16 protein-coding genes are annotated in these 17,890 nt (G+C 51.2%); 10 read left to right on the top strand and 6 right to left on the bottom strand.

Going from position 1 to position 17,890, the window contains the following annotated elements:
* Positions 1–115: 115 nt before the first annotated feature.
* Complete coding sequence (locus tag HU175_RS07190) at positions 116–547, top strand: OsmC family protein (protein WP_176565940.1); 432 nt, start codon at positions 116–118, stop codon at positions 545–547.
* Positions 548–607: 60 nt separating this feature from the next.
* Here HU175_RS07190 and HU175_RS07185 read toward each other — a convergent pair whose 3' ends face one another.
* On the bottom strand, positions 608–1,411 hold the full coding sequence (locus tag HU175_RS07185) for a hypothetical protein (protein ID WP_228724353.1): 804 nt from the start codon (positions 1,409–1,411) through the stop codon (positions 608–610).
* A gap of 373 nt (positions 1,412–1,784) precedes the next feature.
* Between HU175_RS07185 and HU175_RS07180 the strand changes: the two genes are divergently transcribed.
* From HU175_RS07180 to HU175_RS07155, 6 genes are all read left to right on the top strand, one after another.
* Positions 1,785–2,579: a FecR family protein gene (locus HU175_RS07180; RefSeq protein WP_176565939.1), complete on the top strand. Its 795-nt coding sequence runs from the start codon at positions 1,785–1,787 to the stop codon at positions 2,577–2,579.
* A 35-nt stretch (positions 2,580–2,614) separates the two neighbouring features.
* The gene (locus HU175_RS07175) at positions 2,615–5,656 is read left to right on the top strand and encodes a SusC/RagA family TonB-linked outer membrane protein (protein ID WP_176565938.1); all 3,042 of its coding nucleotides are present in this window, start codon (positions 2,615–2,617) and stop codon (positions 5,654–5,656) included.
* 55 nt (positions 5,657–5,711) lie between these two features.
* Complete coding sequence (locus HU175_RS07170; protein WP_176565937.1) at positions 5,712–7,427, top strand: RagB/SusD family nutrient uptake outer membrane protein; 1,716 nt, start codon at positions 5,712–5,714, stop codon at positions 7,425–7,427.
* 167 nt (positions 7,428–7,594) lie between these two features.
* Complete coding sequence (locus HU175_RS07165; protein WP_176565936.1) at positions 7,595–8,530, top strand: sugar phosphate isomerase/epimerase family protein; 936 nt, start codon at positions 7,595–7,597, stop codon at positions 8,528–8,530.
* Between the two features lie 26 nt (positions 8,531–8,556).
* Positions 8,557–9,300 (top strand): DUF1080 domain-containing protein, encoded by a 744-nt coding sequence (locus HU175_RS07160; RefSeq protein WP_176565935.1) that lies wholly within the window; start codon positions 8,557–8,559, stop codon positions 9,298–9,300.
* A gap of 43 nt (positions 9,301–9,343) precedes the next feature.
* Positions 9,344–10,684: a Gfo/Idh/MocA family protein gene (locus tag HU175_RS07155; protein ID WP_176565934.1), complete on the top strand. Its 1,341-nt coding sequence runs from the start codon at positions 9,344–9,346 to the stop codon at positions 10,682–10,684.
* 97 nt (positions 10,685–10,781) lie between these two features.
* Here HU175_RS07155 and HU175_RS07150 read toward each other — a convergent pair whose 3' ends face one another.
* Together HU175_RS07150 and pyrF are read right to left on the bottom strand one after the other, a co-directional pair.
* Positions 10,782–12,071 carry a DUF2851 family protein gene (locus HU175_RS07150; RefSeq protein ID WP_176565933.1) on the bottom strand — a complete coding sequence of 430 codons (1,290 nt, stop codon included), beginning with the start codon at positions 12,069–12,071 and terminating at the stop codon, positions 10,782–10,784.
* A gap of 177 nt (positions 12,072–12,248) precedes the next feature.
* Positions 12,249–13,076 carry an orotidine-5'-phosphate decarboxylase gene (gene pyrF, locus HU175_RS07145; RefSeq protein ID WP_176565932.1) on the bottom strand — a complete coding sequence of 276 codons (828 nt, stop codon included), beginning with the start codon at positions 13,074–13,076 and terminating at the stop codon, positions 12,249–12,251.
* 127 nt (positions 13,077–13,203) lie between these two features.
* On the opposite strand from pyrF, the gene rfbC reads away from it, so the two are divergent.
* Complete coding sequence (gene rfbC / locus HU175_RS07140; protein ID WP_176565931.1) at positions 13,204–13,749, top strand: dTDP-4-dehydrorhamnose 3,5-epimerase; 546 nt, start codon at positions 13,204–13,206, stop codon at positions 13,747–13,749.
* Positions 13,750–13,790: 41 nt separating this feature from the next.
* Here the strand turns inward: rfbC and HU175_RS07135 are convergent, their stop codons facing one another.
* On the bottom strand, positions 13,791–14,483 hold the full coding sequence (locus HU175_RS07135) for a type 1 glutamine amidotransferase domain-containing protein (RefSeq protein WP_176565930.1): 693 nt from the start codon (positions 14,481–14,483) through the stop codon (positions 13,791–13,793).
* Between the two features lie 302 nt (positions 14,484–14,785).
* On the opposite strand from HU175_RS07135, the gene HU175_RS07130 reads away from it, so the two are divergent.
* Entirely contained in the window at positions 14,786–15,181 is a 396-nt protein-coding gene (locus HU175_RS07130; protein ID WP_176565929.1) for a hypothetical protein, read from the top strand.
* 81 nt (positions 15,182–15,262) lie between these two features.
* Here the strand turns inward: HU175_RS07130 and HU175_RS07125 are convergent, their stop codons facing one another.
* The gene (locus HU175_RS07125; RefSeq protein WP_176565928.1) at positions 15,263–16,300 is read right to left on the bottom strand and encodes a PmoA family protein; all 1,038 of its coding nucleotides are present in this window, start codon (positions 16,298–16,300) and stop codon (positions 15,263–15,265) included.
* A gap of 121 nt (positions 16,301–16,421) precedes the next feature.
* Complete coding sequence (locus HU175_RS07120; RefSeq protein WP_176565927.1) at positions 16,422–17,039, bottom strand: hypothetical protein; 618 nt, start codon at positions 17,037–17,039, stop codon at positions 16,422–16,424.
* A gap of 242 nt (positions 17,040–17,281) precedes the next feature.
* On the opposite strand from HU175_RS07120, the gene aat reads away from it, so the two are divergent.
* Positions 17,282–17,881, top strand: coding sequence for a leucyl/phenylalanyl-tRNA--protein transferase (aat, locus tag HU175_RS07115; RefSeq protein ID WP_176565926.1), 600 nt, complete (start codon positions 17,282–17,284; stop codon positions 17,879–17,881).
* The last annotated feature ends 9 nt before the right edge of the window (positions 17,882–17,890 follow it).

Genomic DNA, 17,890 nt, shown 5'->3' with positions numbered 1-17,890 from the left:
CCATTATGCATAAGTTTGGGTTAACGGCAGGCGCTTGACCCTGGGTTCGCGCTCTGTTCTATAAACGACAAATTTCACGTTCACTTATAAGCAGTTTCCAAACAGTTTGCATGCTATGGCAACGATTCACATTGATTATCTGGGCGACTTACGTACCGACTGTACGCACCTCCAATCCGGCACGCACATTAACACGGATGCACCAACCGACAACCAGGGCCGGGGCGAAGCTTTTTCACCGACCGATCTGGTCGCCAACGCCCTGGGGTCCTGTATTCTGACGACGATGGCCATTTTTGCCCGTCGCGATGGTATTGAACTCAAAGGCAGTGAAATGGACGTAACGAAGGTCATGTCCAGTCAGTCACCCCGACGTATTGTCCGAATTGACGTTAACCTGACGTTACGTGCCGATCCGATGCCAAGTGCCGAAGCACGAGCGAACCTGGAAAAAATTGCGCATACCTGCCCAGTGGCCATTAGTCTCCACCCTGATCTTGAACAGGCTGTACAGATCAAATGGGCTGCTCCGGTTCTTAGCGCATAAAATATTGGTTTCTACTGATCCGATGGTTTCAAACTGTCGGATCAGGGAGATAATCCGGCTTTAGTTTGCTTTCCTGGCCTTACGTTGCTGGTGGCGCTTCCGCCAGCGTTTTATATCAGCCGTCATATTCTCGAGAAAGAAGGATGGGCCAACCGACACATAAAATCCGTTGTAGTTAATCTGACTTTCGGGAATGTCTTTCTTAAGAATATAGCGGTACCCGATCAGCATATTCAGGCCAAACCAGTGTATGGGAGTAAACCAGCGGATCGATGGAAATTGATAGGCAGCTGTTATACCCACTCCCACCGGAACAAAATTTCCACGGGCCAGAATGTAATCATTTGATTCGACGTCATTTCGTTCATATTTCGACGTACCGAAGCCGATCTCCAGCGGCATACTGATTTCAAACGACTTCCGACGCAGAAAATAGCGTTCGTAATAAACCGTCCCGTACCGTAGCCGGCGAGTGATCGACGCACGGGTGTTGGGCAGAAGTCCCGGCTGATCGATGTCCTGATTTAGAAAGTAAAAGCCAACACCGGCCTTAAAACTGGCCGTGCGTCCCCCCTTAAATCCTGCCCGTTCGTGCCGGGGCGGAAACAGAAAACCCGCCCGGACTCCGTATACGCTAATAGGTGTCAGTCGGTCGCGTTCGTTCCTGGTGTCGTTAAAAAAAAAGAAGCGCTGGTCGGTCGATGCTGTAAACGTCAGCGAACTCGGACTGCCTACCTCCGTCGTATCAATCAATCCCTTGCGGGGAATCTTCGTTGGTTTTTCAACCGACGCTCGCGTCTGCGCCAGTCCACGTTGACTCGCCAGGCATATTGTTAATAAAGTGATTAGCCAGAGCTGGCCCATAGTCATCCATTAGTAGTGATGACATAACAGGAAACCACCGCAATGGTTACAAAGACCGCCTGAGTGACCCGTACAGGGTTCAGGCGGCTCATCTTTTGTCAATAAAATGCAACTTATGACAGCCTTTAGCAGCAGTAAAAGCAAAAAGAAGCGTAACAAAGTCAGGGGGGCGTACTGTTATACCCGTACCGTGCGTTACTTTTTTTAGAGTTTTATCTAAATTCGTGTTGATACAATTAATTTTTCTTCTGATCGGTCTTCAAGTTGCAGATACACATCACCTTGTGACATATGAGCGACTTCTTAATCTCAAAACTGAATAAGTAGAAACCCTTACTCCCTTCTCTTTCCCCTCTAGTTAACAAACTAAATCGTGCTTCGTAAGCCTTACACCGTCTATACCGCGGAGGAGTTTGCCCTCGACGACCTCTTTGTACGCTGGGTGCAACACCCCGACGACGAAGAGGTAGCGGCTTTCTGGCACAGTTGGCTAACGAACAACCCGGGCAGTACAGACACGATTGATACCGCCCGAACCATCATCCTGGAAGCGGGTCGGCTACGCCTGACAGATGATGAGTTAGAACCTGACGAAATCTCGTCCGTCTGGGGGCGCATTCGCGTCTCACTGGAAACGATGGAAGATGTTCGCCCGCTGCAACCCGACGTGCGAACGGTAGTAGGCTGGTGGTACCTCTTCCGAACAGTAGCTGCCGTAGTTGGTATCATTGGTTTTATCAGCTGGGCCGTCTGGATGCAGTACGTCAATGGCGACTCGCTTCGAATGGTCAGTACCGGTCCGGCGCAGACTCGTCAACTGGAGCTACCTGACCAGTCCAAGGTGACGCTGTATGCCAACAGCTTGCTGAAGTACGCGCCAAACTGGTACGGCGACTCACCCAGAGCAGTCTGGCTGGAAGGCACAGCCGACTTTTCGGTTGTTCACCGGTCTGACACGTCCTCATCGCGTCTGTTCCGGGTCCATACCAATGGCCTGACGATTGAGGCTCTGGGTACGTCCTTTCAGGTACAGCAACGGCCACAAGGCGTTCGAGTCGGCCTACGATCTGGCCGGGTCAATCTGTTACTTGACCAGCAGCAGACGAGACAGCTAATGCCCGGCGACTCGGTCGACGTGGTCAATGGCTCTATTCAAGCATTACCCTGATTTCATATATTCCTATACCTTAATCTTTACAGACGATGTTTTCCACGATTACCCATCCTCCGGGGCGGCCCTGGCTGTCTCTGCTTGGGCTTACTGCGCTCACACTTTTGAGCCAACCAAGCCTTAGCTCTTCATTACCAATCACTTCTACAATCACCCAAGCTCAGGAACGTATTGTCACGGGGCGGGTTTTATCAGCCGAAGACAACAGCCCGCTGCCGGGGGTGAACGTAGCGATCAAAGGTAGTACGCGCGGTACAACCACCGATGCCGAAGGGCGGTATCGCATCCCAATTGTTGACGCGAAGACCGTTCTGGTGTTCTCCTCAGTGGGCGCACTTTCGCAGGAAATGGAAGTTGGTAACCAGTCTACCATCGATATTCGGCTGATAGCTGACGACAAAACCTTGAATGAAGTTATTGTCGTTGGGTACGGTACGCAGAAAAAGAGTCAGGTGACTGGTGCTATTTCGTCGGTAGGTGCCAAAGAGATCGCTGAGCTCCCTATTACCAATGCCCGCCAGGCCCTGCAAGGACGCGCGGCCGGGGTCGATGTAGTGCAGAACAGCAGTAAGCCAGGAGCGGGTCCTACGGTTCGAATCCGGGGACGGCGCTCGATCAACGCTAGTAATGATCCGCTTTACGTTGTCGACGGTATTCCGCAGGCAGGCAATATCGACGACATCAACCCAAACGATATTGCGTCGATGGAAGTCCTGAAAGATGCTTCAGCTACCGCTATTTACGGATCACGGGGATCGAACGGGGTCGTTCTTATTACAACCAAACGGGGTAAGCCCGGTAAATCAGTAGTGTCCTACGATGGCTATTACGGTCTGTCAGATCGACTGGGACAGATTGATGTATTCAACGGTCCTGAATTCGCCGAGTACAAACGCGAGTCACGACGAGCAGTCAATGAATACACGACCGATGCGCAACTTTTTGAACCAATCGAACTGGACGGTATTGCCCAGAATCGCACTACGGATTACCAGTCGTACCTACTTCGGCAGGGTTCTATCCAGAGTCATCAGATTGGCATACAGGGTGGTAGTGAAAAAACGCAGTTTGCCGTGTCAGGCAACTATTTTAAGGATGTTGGTATCGTCAAAAACCAGGACTTTACGCGCTATACCTTCCGTGTCAACCTCGACCACCAGATCAACAAACACATTCGGGTAGGTACGTCGACATTGGGCGTAATGAGCTTCCGAAACGGGGAAAACTTCAACCCACTGGGGGGAGCTTATAACGAAAATCCGCTGGGTAAACCTTACGACGATAACGGTAATCTGATCTTCCTGCCAACCGCCGACGGCTTACGTACAAATCCAATTGCAGAGATCACGCCTGGTGCCCAGGTTGACCTGACTAAACGGATGCGGATCTTCAATAGCATATACGGCGAGTGGAACATCATTGACGGCCTTAAATACCGAGTTAACTTCGGCCCTGATCTGAGTAATCGCCGAATTGGCCGATTTGTGGGTAGCCTTACTAACGCCCGCCGTTTTGCCGATCCGACTGCTTATTCCTTCAATGAATACCAGTTCAACTGGACACTGGAGAATATTCTGACTTACGTTAAAACGTTCAAACAGGTACACAACCTGAATCTCACGGCCTTGCACTCAGTGCAGAAAGACGATTACGAAACCAATGAAATCAGTGTAACGGGCGTCCCCGCCGAAACCCAGTTGTTCTACAATCTGGGCCAGGCCTCGCTCATCAACAGCGTTGGCAGTAATGTACGCCGGTGGGTATTGAACTCCTATATGGCCCGCGTCAACTACGATTATAACGACAAGTACTTACTCACGCTGACGGGGCGCTACGACGGCTCCTCCCGTTTCGGAGAAAACACCAAATACGGTTTTTTCCCATCGGCGGCTATCGGCTGGAACCTCAGTAATGAGTCGTTCATAAAATCCGCTACCTGGGTTGATCTATTAAAACTGCGGGCCAGCTACGGTACCATCGGCAGCACGGCTATTGACCCCTATCAGACACAGGCTCAGCTGGCTCGTACGACCTACGCCTTTGGTAACCTGGGTGCTTTTGGCTACCGTCCGTTTACCATCAGCAATCCTGACCTGCGCTGGGAAACCACTACGTCGGCTAACATCGGTCTTGATTTTAGTCTGTTCAAAGGCCGTCTGTCCGGTACGCTGGAATACTATCAGGCCGATACACGCGATCTGCTGCTGTTTGACCAGTTACCAGGTACTAATGGCTTCGACCGGGTACTACGTAACGTCGGCAAAACCCGGAACCAGGGGCTTGAAGTCACGCTCTCCGGCGTCAACATTGATGCACAAAGTGGCTTTCGTTGGACTACCGATCTACAGTTTACCCGTAACCGAGAATCGATTCTGGAGCTCTTCAATGGTAAAGTTGACGACGTTGGAAACTCCCGCTTCATTGGGCAGCCACTGACGGCCTATTTCGATTACAAGAAGATTGGTATCTGGCAGACCAGCGAAGCCGAAGAAGCCCGGAAATACCAGAGTGCACCGGGCCAGATCAAGATTCAGGACACGAACGGCAACGGCAGCATCGACGCAGCTGACCGGGTTATTCTGGGCTCGCAGGTACCGAAATGGAGCGCTGGTATTACCAACCGTTTTGAGTATAAAGGTTTTGATCTGTCGGTCTTTGTATTTGCCCGGGTAGGCTATATGTTCCGGAGTATTTTCCATCAGGATTTCCTGACGCTGGCGGGCCGGTATAACAGTCTGGACGTTGACTACTGGACTCCAAACAATCCGACCAACGAATTTCCCCGGCCGAACAAAAACCAGGAGTTCCCACCTTATCGCTCAACTCTCCTGTATTTCGATGGTACGTTCGTGAAGATCCGGAATATCAATTTTGGCTACAACGTCCCCAGCAAATTCACGCAGAAGCTAAAAATCAGCTCATTACGTCTCTTTGCCAGTGTCCAGCAGCCGTTCATTTTCTCAACTTACCGGAGCAAATACAAAGGTATTGACAGCGAAACCGATGGTGACGTGAATGCCGACCAATCGCCCGCTGTTCGCCAGACCACTTTTGGTATTAACCTGAAATTCTAGCATCTCTATTCAGGCGATCGACGTATCGATTTGCTTGTTCAAGACCGATATAATTATGAAAAAAACTCTTATTCTTCCCCTCTCCCGTTCGATGTTGGCCGTCAGTGCGCTTCTGTTTAGCACAACGGGTTGTAAAGATCTATTGCAGGAGGTACCTGTCTCGCAGGTAAGCAGTCAGTATGCGAACACTGCCACCGGTTTTGAAGCCGTTGTTAAGGCCGCTTATGCCTCACTCCGGGAGTATTACGGCCGTGAGTCGGCTATGACGCTGACCGTCTTTGGTACGGATACATATACCATGGGCGCCGATGGGGCCTATAAGTTCGTCAATCAATATACCTCGCAGATCAACCCTCAACTGGACATAACCCGCGACACCTGGAACGCTTTGTACCGGGCTATCAATACCATCAACGTCGGTTTGGAGGCAGCACCCAGTATTACGGGACTTGACGAGACGCTCAAAAAGCGACGGATTGCTGAGTTGAAGTTTCTGCGTGCCCACCACTATTTTTTGCTGGTGCAGACGTTCGGTTCAGTATCGCTGCTAACCAAGGGCAACCTCGTTCCTAGTAAGGAATACAGCCGGGCACCGATCAAGGACATTTATGCGCAAATCGTTTCAGACCTGGAGTCATCTCTGACAGATCTGACCCCGCCAACAACCGACTACGGCCGTGTGACGAAAGGGGCTGCCGAACACCTGCTAGCCCGCGTTTACTTGACTAAGGCAACAGACAAAGATGCCGCAGCTGCCGATGATTTTGTGAAAGCGGGAACATATGCCCAGAACGTGATAAAAAATTACTCCTACAGCCTTCTGCCCGATTTCGCGAGCGTGTTTGCGCAGGGTGGGGGCGAAATCAACAGCGAAGTAATTTTTGCTACGCAGTATACATCCGAACCACTGACCGACATAGGTAACGGATTCAACAGCACAACGACCAACACAGTTACGATTAACGGTAATCAGACGCACCTGTATTTCGGAATGGAGTACGATGTTCAGGCCGGTATGCAGCGTGACATTGCCAATGGGCGTCCTTTCAAACGGTTCCGCCCAACGGATTACATGCTGAACGTCGTTTTTGCTCAGAAAGACCGGGATAATGATTCACGGTATAAAAAGACGTTCAAGGATACGTGGCTATCAAACAACCCTAGTAAGACGACTCCTATCTTCGACAATTCGAAAACTTCTTTGAAGTTCACGGCTGGCGATACGGCGATCTTCATTCCGGGTTACGAAATGTCAGTGGCCGATCGGGCCAAACGCCGGTATCAGGTACTGGTACCCAGCTTATACCGGCCGAACCTGTTCCCAACGCTGCAGAAGTTCCTTGATCCATTACGGCCCAACGTCAGTTATGAGCCAGGCAGCCGCGACTTTATTATGTTCCGTCTAGCCGAAACGTATCTAATTGCAGCCGAAGCGCTGATTAAACAGGGTAAAGCCGCTGATGCAGTACCGTTTATCAATGCCGTTCGACGCCGGGCCGCCTGGCCGGGCAAAACAACAGCAATGGAGATCACAGCCGCACAAGCCACTATGGAGTTCATTATGGAAGAGCGGGAACGCGAAATGGCCGGTGAAATGCATCGCTGGTTTGACCTTAAACGCTGGGGTATCCTCATAGAGCGGGTAAAGGCTTACAACCCTGACGGCGCGCCGAACATCAAAGATTTCCATGTTCTGCGACCAATCCCACAGGATCAGATCGACCGCACAGCCGGTGGCCCTACCGCTTACCCGCAAAACCCAGGTTATTAATTTCGTTGACTTATCGCAAGGCTCTTTTCCGACAACAGGCTGGGAAAGAGCCTTGTGAATTTTACAGGTGAATAAGTAGAAGCGCCTTTTGAGTGTCTTCTTGTCCTGTCGACCAACCTTTCACGCTCAGTACTACGCGCGCCGTCTACTGACTAGTTATCTACCTTATGAACGAGCCCGTCAACAGACGACAGTTTCTTACCACAGCTGGTCTATCAACGCTGGCCTTGTCAGTCGGAGCGAATCAGCTGTTTGCGCAGTCCACCCAACGACAAAAAGCAGCGGGCCTCAAGATTGCCTATTCATCCATTACCTGGAATGGTAACGATGCGCAGGCCATTGCCGATCTGGCATCGCTGGGCTACAAAGGCATTCAGATTCGGGCCAATACGTTCGGGCCATATAAAGCTAAACCATCCGAATTAAAGGCGCTGCTTGATCAGCACAAGCTAAAGTTAGCGATGTTCTCGAGCGGTAACGTCGAAATCGACCCAGCCAAGGAACAAAGCACCATCGACATGCACGTAGCGCACGCCAGCTTTGTGAAGGCGCTGGGCGGCTCGGCTATTCAGTTGACGAACTCAGCTCGCCCAAAAGATCGTCAGCCTACAACCGAGGAGCTGAAACGTTTAGCTACGGTCATGAACGAGATTGGCAGGCAGACCGCAGACATGGGTATTCAGGCTACGTATCATAACCACATGCATCAGCTCGGCGAAACGCCCGAAGAGGTGGATGTAATTGTGCAGGCCATGAACCCGAAATACGTCAAACTTCTGCTCGACATTGCCCACTATAAACAGGGTGGTGGCGATCCGGCAAAAGCCGTAAAGCAGTACAAAGACATGCTCTACGCGCTGCACCTGAAAGACACTATGTCACCCCTGCCCGATAAACCGAATGATCCGAAAGCATATAAATTTGTTGAATTGGGCCGGGGTAATGTCGATGTAGCCGCCGTAGTCAAAGCGCTGGATGACATTAATTTCAAAGGCTGGGGCATCATTGAACTGGACCGGGTGCCGGAAGACAGCAAGACGCCCGCTGAGTGCGCCAAAATCAATAAAGACTATTTAACTCAATCGCTCAAAGTGGCCGTATAGCCATCTATTTCTTTATTCAACTACCCATGAAAGCATTATTTCTTAGCGGCTTTTTATTAACTATTTTGCTGGCTGCAGAAAAACCGCAAACACCAAACACGCTGACCGCCAAAGAAAAAAGTGAAGGCTGGCAGCTGCTTTTCGACGGTAAAACGACCAAAGGCTGGCGGGGTGCCTACAAAGAAACCTTCCCGCAGAAAGGCTGGGAGGTCGAGAACGGCATGCTGACTATTCAGAAATCGGATGGATCAGAATCACAGAGTTTTGGCGACATTGTCACCGACGGTGAATACAGCGATTTCGACCTGATGTTCGACTTCAAACTAACCGAAGGCGCGAACAGTGGCGTGAAGTATTTTGTCGTAGAGAACTATCCTAAACCCAAAGGATCGGCGTTCGGCCTTGAATTTCAGGTGCTGGACGACGACAAACACCCCGACGCAAAACTGGGACGTAACGGCAACCGCACAGTTGGTTCGCTCTACGATCTGATTCCGGCAAGCGGAAAAAAAGCTAACCCCATTGGTGAGTGGAATACCGGTCGCGTGTTGTCGAAAGGTAAACACGTTGAACACTGGCTCAACGGCAAAAAAGTGGTTGAGTACGAACGGGGCAGCGATGCTTTCCGCGAAGACGTTGCCATGAGCAAATACAAAGCGCCCGATTACAACACCAATGGCCGATTCGGTGAAGCACCCAAAGGGCATATTCTCCTGCAGGACCACGGCGACCGGGTGTATTACCGCAATATCAAAATCAAGGCGTTGTAGCCCTATTTCCTTATACTGACTCCCCTACTCCTTTCTTATTCTCATGGAAAATCGTCGCGATTTCATTAAAAAAACGGCTGCGGCCAGCTTTAGCCTGGCGGGTCTGGGCATGGGCTTTTCGGCGAGCAGTTACGCCCGGATTCTTGGCTCCAACGACCGGGTTCGGGTAGGTATCATTGGGTTTTCCGATCGGTTCCGGCAATCACTGGCCCCGTCGTTTATGAACCACGCCAAAGACCAGAACTTCGCGTTTGTAGGCGTATCTGACCTCTGGAACCGTCGTCGCGACGAAGCCGAATCATACCTGAAGGGCAAAGGCTGGAACGACAGTAGCTTCTTCAAAGCACGTAATAACGATGAACTGCTCGACCGCAAAGATGTTGACGCCGTGATTATCAGTACCGCCGATTTTCAGCACGCGTTGCATTGCGTCGATGCTGTAGAATCGGGACGTGACGTATACGTTGAAAAGCCATTCGCAGAATCGCTTGACGATGCTCGCAAAGCTGTCAAAGCCGTTGAGAAATCGAAACGTATCGTACAGGTTGGTTCACAGCGCCGGTCGGCCCCAAACTACCACGCGGCCAACGATTTCATTCGGTCTGGCAAATTCGGGGACATCTCTATGGTCGAAATGACCTGGAACGTTAACCAGCCTGGTCGCTGGCGCCGTCCTAAACTCGTCGCTGAAATACGTCAGGAAGATACCGACTGGACGCGCTACCAGCTCAACCGTCCAAAGACAGACTGGGACCCACGCAAATATTTAGAGTACCGGCTTTTTTATCCTTACTCATCGGGCATCCCCGGTCAGTGGATGTCACACCAGATCGACACGGTTCACTGGTTCAGCGGACTGGATCATCCCCGCAGTGTTGTGGCAAACGGCGGTGTGTATGTCTGGAAAGACGGCCGCGTCAACCCTGATACGTTCACTGCCGTATTTGATTACGGCCCGGACAACGATAAAAACAAAGGATTTCAGGTGCTTTATTCGTCCAGAATGCACAACGAAGCAGGCGGCACCAAAGAGTATTATTACTCAAATGGCGGCATGATCAACCTGGACACCAACAAGATCACTCCAGAGGGCGGCCTGACTGCCAGATTTGCTCAGGAAATGGACATGAAAGCGAATCTCTTACCGGAAATGTCGCTGGCCAGTGGTCCGAAACAAGAAACCAGCGCCAATACCGGTGCCGATCCGATGACGTCACTGCACATGCTGAACTGGATGAGTTGCGTACGTAGCCGCAAAGAACCTAACGCGCCCGCTCGTGTCGGCTTCAACCATTCCGTCGCTAACATCATGGCGACGATGGCCCTGCACACCGGCAAACGCGTGACTTGGGATTCAACGAAACAGGATGTGGTGGTAAGTTAGGAACAAGGTATAAACGGAACAAGGAGAAAGGATTAGGAAGGGGCTCACGTGAAGGTCCATCTGTTCCTTTCTCCTTGTTTCGTTTTAGCGTTCTCTTCTATCTCAACAGCCCCACCCCAATCTGGCAGTTGAGGCATTTTTTGTGGGCGCAGAACTCATTATGGAGTTCAATAGCAGCCTGCGAGTCGAAGGCCGTTTTGATGCCAAGTCCCAAAGCACTCCAGGCATCGGTCAGATGGTTTTTTTCGGCGGGAAGTTGTTCCAGTAAGGAAATGGCCCGGTCGATGTAAGCCGGTTGCCCCCGGTGATGGGCGTAGGCCGCCAGCAGGGGGACAACCGTATTGATTATGATAGTCACGGCCGACGTTTCACCCAGCGACGAAACTGTTTTCTGCGCTGACTTTCCAAATCGGTAATGCGTCTGCCAGTAAGCGGACGGTGTTATCTGCAATCCTTTCAGCAATAAGTCTGCATCTGTCGTACCAACAAAGAGTGAGAATAAACTGGCGTGCTGCGTAACCAGCCGGGCAAACTGCGCCAGCCGAAGCGTTGGAAAATTCGCAGGACGCAGTCGTCCCCATTTCCAGGCGTGAGCCGCCACTTCTTTGTCGCTTAGTTGATACTTGGCAGCCAGAAACCGATACTCTCGCTGCAGAATCCGAACGTAGTCGTCTGTGGTGTCCGTCTCTAGTAAACCGGCCGTTCCATACAGCATGGCCTCGACCTGCGCCATTACGTCCCGGTGTTTAAGTAAGGCTTTGAGCGGGACCGTCCGGGCGAGTTGTTCCATTGGAACGGCATTGATTCTAAAGCCCATATTTATCGCCAGCAGTCGATAGGCCACTTCCTCCCAGTCACCATTTGTCTGCTCGACAATAACCTGTACACCAGCCGCTTTTCGTTCCAACCGCTGTAACATGGCTTTGTCCAGCATGGACGTAATACGAAGCGGCTGCACGGTTCTGAACTGTCCGGCGCAGGGGATTGACTCCCGCGATTCGCTCAACGTAGCATAGCGGCTCAGTAAATCGGCCGTGGTGCGGGCATGAAGTTCCAGCGTAGGAATGGGCGTTCCATTGGTGCGGTTTATGCGTTTGCCGCTGCTCACCTGATCATCCTGCCAGACAACGTGCAGAATGACATTGTCATACGCTTTATCCTGCTGATGCCGGTGGGCCAGCCAGTCGGATGTTTTCAGGTGCATCTCGACGGTGCCGCCCCAGTCCACGTCATTTATCAATAAGCGCGCGTTGAAAAAATCTGGTCCTGCTTCGTGGTTTCGAAAACCAGGATGTACGATCTGCACCGATTCACCATCGGTAGTTGTCAGATGTATTCTATCAAAATACTGGTATTGCCAGAGAAAGTAGAGAAAAGCCTCGGTCACGACGGCAGAGAGAATAGAATTCCATTAAGGAAGTTTTTCGCGTCGTGAGTCAAGTGCCAACATACAGAAAATAGTTTACAAAGAGTTGATTGTCAACTTTGCGGTAGGATAAATGGGGGTCAACAGGATTTCCAAGATTTATTATATCCTGAAAATCCTGTAATCCTATCAATACAATTATCGCGTCAAGGCAGCGAGGTAGCCAGCCATTTCGGTTTGCAGCGCCTGTGCTTCAGCGCGGGCTTTTTCGGCGAAGTCCGTTCCGTTCGACGCGTACAGAATACTGCGGGATGCATTAATCAAAAGGCCACCATCGGATGTAAGTCCGTTCTTGGAGACCTCGGCCAGACTCCCCCCCTGGGCACCAACGCCCGGTACAAGCAAGAAATTGGTGGACGTAATTTCGCGGATGTGAGCAATTTCAGCGGCCTGCGTAGCGCCTACCACAAACATAAGCTGCTCTGGGCTGGCCCAGGTCTGCGCCGTTTGCATGACAACCTCGTATAACTCCTGTTCATCGGTGGGTTGTCGCTGAAAATCAGCACTGCCGGGATTGGACGTCAGGGCCAGCAAGATCACCCATTTTCCAGGGTAATCCAGAAACGGTATTACGGAGTCGCGGCCCATATAAGGTGCCACCGTAACTGAATCAAAGTTCAGCCCGGCTGCGTCGGGTTCGAAAAAGGTACGGGCATACAAGCCCGAGGTGTTACCAATATCACCCCGTTTGGCGTCGGCAATTGTGAAGCAATCCTTAGGAATATAATCCAGCGTTTTCTGAAGGCTCTCCCAACCACGCGGCCCCATCGCTTCGTAAAAAGCAATGTTAGGTTTGTAGGCTACCGCCAGATCGGCAGTCGCGTCAATAATGGCTTTATTGAAAGCAAAAACCGGATCTGTTTCACCGAGAAGATGCGGGGGGATTTTACGAAGATCGGTGTCCAGACCAACGCAGAGATAGGACTGCTTTCGGAAAATCTGATCGGCTAATTCGTTGTATGTCATGCCAGAAAATAAAGCCCATTTAGTAAGGATGGGTAAATAGGCTGGCCCCAAAGTTACGAACTCCAGTTCCGCTTTCGTAAATTTGCCGGCAAACTCCGGCTACACGCAGTAAAATCTATTTCCGTTTATGCAAGTTCGTAAAACCTCCATTGAGGGCCTCGTTGAGCTGATTCCACGCCTGTTCGAAGATGAGCGCGGCTATTTCTTTGAGTCGTATAACAAACCCCTTTTCACCTCGCTGGGCCTGCCAATGGATTTTGTTCAGGACAACCAGTCATTTTCCGTAAAAGGCGTACTACGGGGCCTGCATATGCAGCACGAGCCGTTTGCGCAGGGAAAACTGGTGCGGGTCATTACGGGTCAGGTACTCGATATCGCCGTCGACGTTCGGCCCGACTCACCTACCTTCGGGCAATACGAGACGTTTCTGCTGGATGCGTCGATTGCGAACATGGCTTATATTCCAGAAGGCTTTGCGCATGGTTTCGTAGCCTTGCAGGACAGCATTTTCAGCTATAAATGCACAAACGTGTATAACAAAGCGTCGGAGTCCGGCATCCGCTGGGACGATCCCGACCTGAATATCGACTGGGGCATCAACGACCCGATTGTTTCGGAGAAAGATCAGGAACTGAAGTTTCTCCGCGAAGTTTTCCCGGACGTAGCAGTCTAGTTCTCTCTGACGTCGGCAGAATCCAGGAAGGTTCTGCCGATTTATTTTTCGTACATCTCCTCCAGTACTTTCCGGCCTACCTTTCGGGCTGACAATGGGTTCTGACCTGTCACCAGGCGTTCGTCCATTTCAATATACGTAACGAACGGCAGCAACCCTTTGCTGTATAGCGCATTCTTTCCTTTCAGCGCATCTTCCAGCAGAAACGGGATCTCTTCTGCGACTCGGAGCAGTTTTTCTTCCATATTCGAGAATCCAGTCAGCTGACGGTTGCCAATTAATGGCGTTCCGTCCGATAACGTTACGTTCACCAGACCGCAGACTCCGTGTCCCACGGCTGCTATCATGCCTCCATTTTCGTAAACGTAACGCGCAATTCGGTGCACATCCGGGTTGTCCGGAAAATCCCATAGCGCGCCGTGACCACCTGAGAAAAAGACAATTTGATAGGCTGATGGATCGACGTCGCTCAGCGGTGTCGATTGCTCCAGTTTCTGCCGGAACGCCGGGTTATGGTACCATTTTTCGTTGGTTGTATCGCGCCGGTCGAAACTCTTCTCGTCGATAGGAACCGCTCCACCTTTCGGACTCGCAATGTCGTAGGGCAGATTACGGCTTGACAGTTCATCGTAGAAATGCGTTGCTTCGCTCAGCCATAAACCGGTCTTCTGCGATCTTCCCGGAAAATCGGCGTGGCTGGTACAGACGATAAGCGAGCGATAAATGGGATCCATACGGCAAAGCAATAACGTTGGTGATAGCCTACCAGACAAGGACCGGCCAGCTTCCGAACAACTGATGTTCAGTCACTCAATATTCGGTATTCAACCGTATTTTTTCAACTGTCAACTCATCGGTCTTGAGCAGCAAGACCGACTGAAGGCTTAAAAAGCTTACCGGTATATTTTTTATCAACAGAAAAAGTATTGGCAATACCCTGCAAACTCAGATTAAAATTTAACAGAAATTTATCTCTATCACTAGAATCATTGGCAGAAAAGGTATATTTGTTATAAACCGTTATGTACTAATCGTCATGAAAATTGCCACGTATGAATCGCTTCGGGCCGAGCACGCCTGGTACATTGTGTCAGATCAGCTCCAGCAACGTAACAATATTCTCGCTAAGGGAATCACGCACATGGAGCGCAATCCAGCCGAGCTGGAAATGGCCAGCCGGCTGATCATGTTGCGCTACCACCTTAAAATGAGCCTTCGTCAGCTAACCAAAGAGATTCGTCAGTACGATCCTGCTACCGAAAGCCAGACCCAGCTACACCGCCAGTGGCTGCACGTTCATCAGTTATTTTTCCTGCTCCGGCAGATCGATGCGGAAATGACGCGGGCGGCCTATGAGAACGATACGTTACGGACCTGGGTCGACTCGCTCGATGGACGGGTGTACCGCTCCGCACTGGTCCATTTAAACTAGTACTCACTTACTCAGCATAAACGGGTTTTCTGGAGAATCATAAAATCATCCAGAAAACCCGTTCTTTGTTTTGGACAATTCTCACCGCAACTGCGAGAATCGTTCTGCCTGCTCATTGAGCGCCTGTTTGGGCGACTCACCCGACTGAACAATGAGTTGGTACCGGAACGTGACCGACTGCCCGGCGGGAAGCTTGTAGTTCATGGGCATTTCTTTCCCATTACTGAAGACCGATGGAGCCATCGGATTGGCTGCAAACAACCCATACCCACGCGCGTGCCAGTACGTTGGATACCCTATGTTCTTCGGATGGTCCAGTAACGTAACGGCCAGCGGTTCGCCGTTAATTGTGCCGGTCAGGTTGACCCAGCGGGCGCGGGTTCCCCAAACAGCATCGCCTTCGACGCCTTCGCTGCTGTGATACATGCCTGTGATACCCGTGTTGTCCAGCGTTGGTACCTTCGTAGCCACGCCCTGTGCGTCGGTAAACACTTCGGGTTTTGTCGACGGATGCTCCAGTTGCCGGGCTAGCCGCAGGGCAATCATGCCTTCTTTATTGTCTTTGAACGTAACGTCGTTGGCCAGCGCTTTCAGAACCGCAGCCCGCTCGATTGTCCGTTTATTCCCCTCAGTCCGGAACGTATAGGTGGTCGTTTCCTGCAACATCGGTTTGTTGTCCTTATCCAGCCAGTCGGCCGTTACAACCAGTTCGGCCTTGCCTTTGCCGCTTTTCATGGACTTGACGCCGGTATGCACAATCGTACCGAAGGGACCTTTGTGCTCGGGGCCAACTTCGTTGGAATTATTCCAGAAGTCATGCCCGTTTACGTCGCCGTAGTTGAACCACATGCCCACGTGGTGTGGATGATCAACCCGCTCACCGGGCCGCGGATCCATAGGCCAGCCTCGGGTTATGGCATTTCCTCCCGCCGAAACGATGGGGTACAGCACCGGCTTTTTCAGAACGGTCGGGCCGGGGTAGATATACGCCGTAAAAGGCTTACCATCCACCGTCACGGAAACTTGCTTTCCGGCTTCATCGTGAGCTAGCTGGATTTGCTGCGCCCGGGTCAGCGTTGCAGTCAGGAGAAGAAACAGGCAAGAGAGCAGTTGGCGCATAAATCTAGTTAAGGTTGGTCATGAATTATCGACGGTAGGGCCATAAAAAAGCCCCGATCGTAAAAAGCCGGGGCATGTACAATGCTACTGTATTCACGAAGAAGTTACCCCTGGTCAGGTACTACTTACCGAGCAGGATCTTGTTCGTTACGTCCTGATCGATGGTGATGTAGCCGGGATAATTCACCTGACCACCAGCCAGATCCAGGGTTGGTTTGATTTTAATCGTCAGCTTGGACGGGCTTGTGTTAGCCGACCCCGACAGGTTCTGCACCAGTTGGGTAAAGGCGTCGCGGGTTTTGGCATCAGTCAGTAACTGGAAGGCATTAGTATTCAGCCGAACGGGTACCCGCGTTTTGCCGCCCCCCGGCTGCACTTCGATTCGCTGATTCAGGAAACCGTTAAACAACTCCTGTCCGGCCAGCAGAATCCGGTATTCCAGCTGGTTAATTCCCGCCAGTTTGTTGGTCGGATTCGTAATATCGAGATTGATCCGGGCATCCAGCGGTACGTTCCGGGTTAGCAGACCAGCGGCCAGACGGGGATACCGGGCGGGATTGATGTCTTCCAGTTTACGAAACTCCCGGATATCGACGCCGGCCAGAAACACGCTGTCGGCCGATGCAATAGAATACCGACAGTCGCCCAGCGCTTTTGCCTGCGAGATCTGTTTATTGATGCTGCACTGGCTAAATAGCAGCGGCAGGGCCAGGACAAGTACTAACAAGCTTTTCTTCATAGGTGAATCGAATTTATTGATACGTCTTCGGTATCAGTAGTCGTTTAATTTTTCAGATACGTCTTCTGCTGGCAGAACAACCGTTTTGCTAACCGAATCGTTTGACAACGCAAAAAGTGTTTCGTTTAACGGGCATTGGCATACCTTCTGCTCGGGATAAAGCAATCCTTTGGGTCAGGTTCGGTACGTATTCACCAAAACCCATATCTTTGCTTAGCTTCGGTTCTCACTTACACTCGCTCATGCTTACCGCCGACGACCTGATTTACGGGTATATTAACGGGATTTTCCCGATGGCCGACGCTGATGGAACCTTGTATTGGTACGCCCCCGATCCACGCGCTATCATCCCGCTTGATACCTACCAGCCAGCCCGTTCGCTTCGGCCAGTCCTGAATCAGAATCAGTTCGAAATACGGTTCAATACGGCCTTTACACAGGTGATGCGATACTGTTCAGAACCCCGCAACGATGAAGACAGCGTCTGGATTTCGGAAGAAATTATCGAGGCCTACACTGAACTGCATCATATGGGGTTGGCCCACAGCGTCGAAGCGTACCAAAACAATGAACTAGTCGGGGGGCTTTACGGCGTTTCACTGGGTTCGGCTTTCTTTGGCGAATCCATGTTTCACCGGGTCAGCAACGCATCGAAGGTGGCGTTTCACTACCTGATTATGCAGCTTCGGAAGCAGCGCTTTACCCTGCTTGATACGCAATTCATCAACGATAACGTCCGGCGGTATGGCGCTATAGAGATTCCGAAGGCCGATTACCTAAAGCAGCTCAAGGCCGCGCTGGTCAACGAAGCTCGTTTCGTGCCTACTACGCTTATTGATTAAAGCCGGCTT

Origin of the sequence: Spirosoma sp. KUDC1026, assembly GCF_013375035.1 — a bacterium.
Lineage (GTDB): Bacteria > Bacteroidota > Bacteroidia > Cytophagales > Spirosomataceae > Spirosoma.
This window is presented reverse-complemented; position numbering and strand designations above follow the sequence as displayed.

Excerpts from the sequence above, each read along its gene's own strand:
- HU175_RS07190 (WP_176565940.1), top strand. The coding sequence starts at position 116 with ATGGCAACGATTCACATTGATTATCTGGGCGACTTACGTACCGACTGT.
- HU175_RS07185 (WP_228724353.1), bottom strand. The coding sequence starts at position 1,411 with ATGGGCCAGCTCTGGCTAATCACTTTATTAACAATATGCCTGGCGAGT.
- HU175_RS07175 (WP_176565938.1), top strand. The coding sequence starts at position 2,615 with ATGTTTTCCACGATTACCCATCCTCCGGGGCGGCCCTGGCTGTCTCTG.
- HU175_RS07170 (WP_176565937.1), top strand. The coding sequence starts at position 5,712 with ATGAAAAAAACTCTTATTCTTCCCCTCTCCCGTTCGATGTTGGCCGTC.
- HU175_RS07165 (WP_176565936.1), top strand. The coding sequence starts at position 7,595 with ATGAACGAGCCCGTCAACAGACGACAGTTTCTTACCACAGCTGGTCTA.
- HU175_RS07160 (WP_176565935.1), top strand. The coding sequence starts at position 8,557 with ATGAAAGCATTATTTCTTAGCGGCTTTTTATTAACTATTTTGCTGGCT.
- HU175_RS07155 (WP_176565934.1), top strand. The coding sequence starts at position 9,344 with ATGGAAAATCGTCGCGATTTCATTAAAAAAACGGCTGCGGCCAGCTTT.
- pyrF (WP_176565932.1), bottom strand. The coding sequence starts at position 13,076 with ATGACATACAACGAATTAGCCGATCAGATTTTCCGAAAGCAGTCCTAT.
- rfbC (WP_176565931.1), top strand. The coding sequence starts at position 13,204 with ATGCAAGTTCGTAAAACCTCCATTGAGGGCCTCGTTGAGCTGATTCCA.
- HU175_RS07135 (WP_176565930.1), bottom strand. The coding sequence starts at position 14,483 with ATGGATCCCATTTATCGCTCGCTTATCGTCTGTACCAGCCACGCCGAT.
- HU175_RS07130 (WP_176565929.1), top strand. The coding sequence starts at position 14,786 with ATGAAAATTGCCACGTATGAATCGCTTCGGGCCGAGCACGCCTGGTAC.
- HU175_RS07125 (WP_176565928.1), bottom strand. The coding sequence starts at position 16,300 with ATGCGCCAACTGCTCTCTTGCCTGTTTCTTCTCCTGACTGCAACGCTG.
- HU175_RS07120 (WP_176565927.1), bottom strand. The coding sequence starts at position 17,039 with ATGAAGAAAAGCTTGTTAGTACTTGTCCTGGCCCTGCCGCTGCTATTT.
- aat (WP_176565926.1), top strand. The coding sequence starts at position 17,282 with ATGCTTACCGCCGACGACCTGATTTACGGGTATATTAACGGGATTTTC.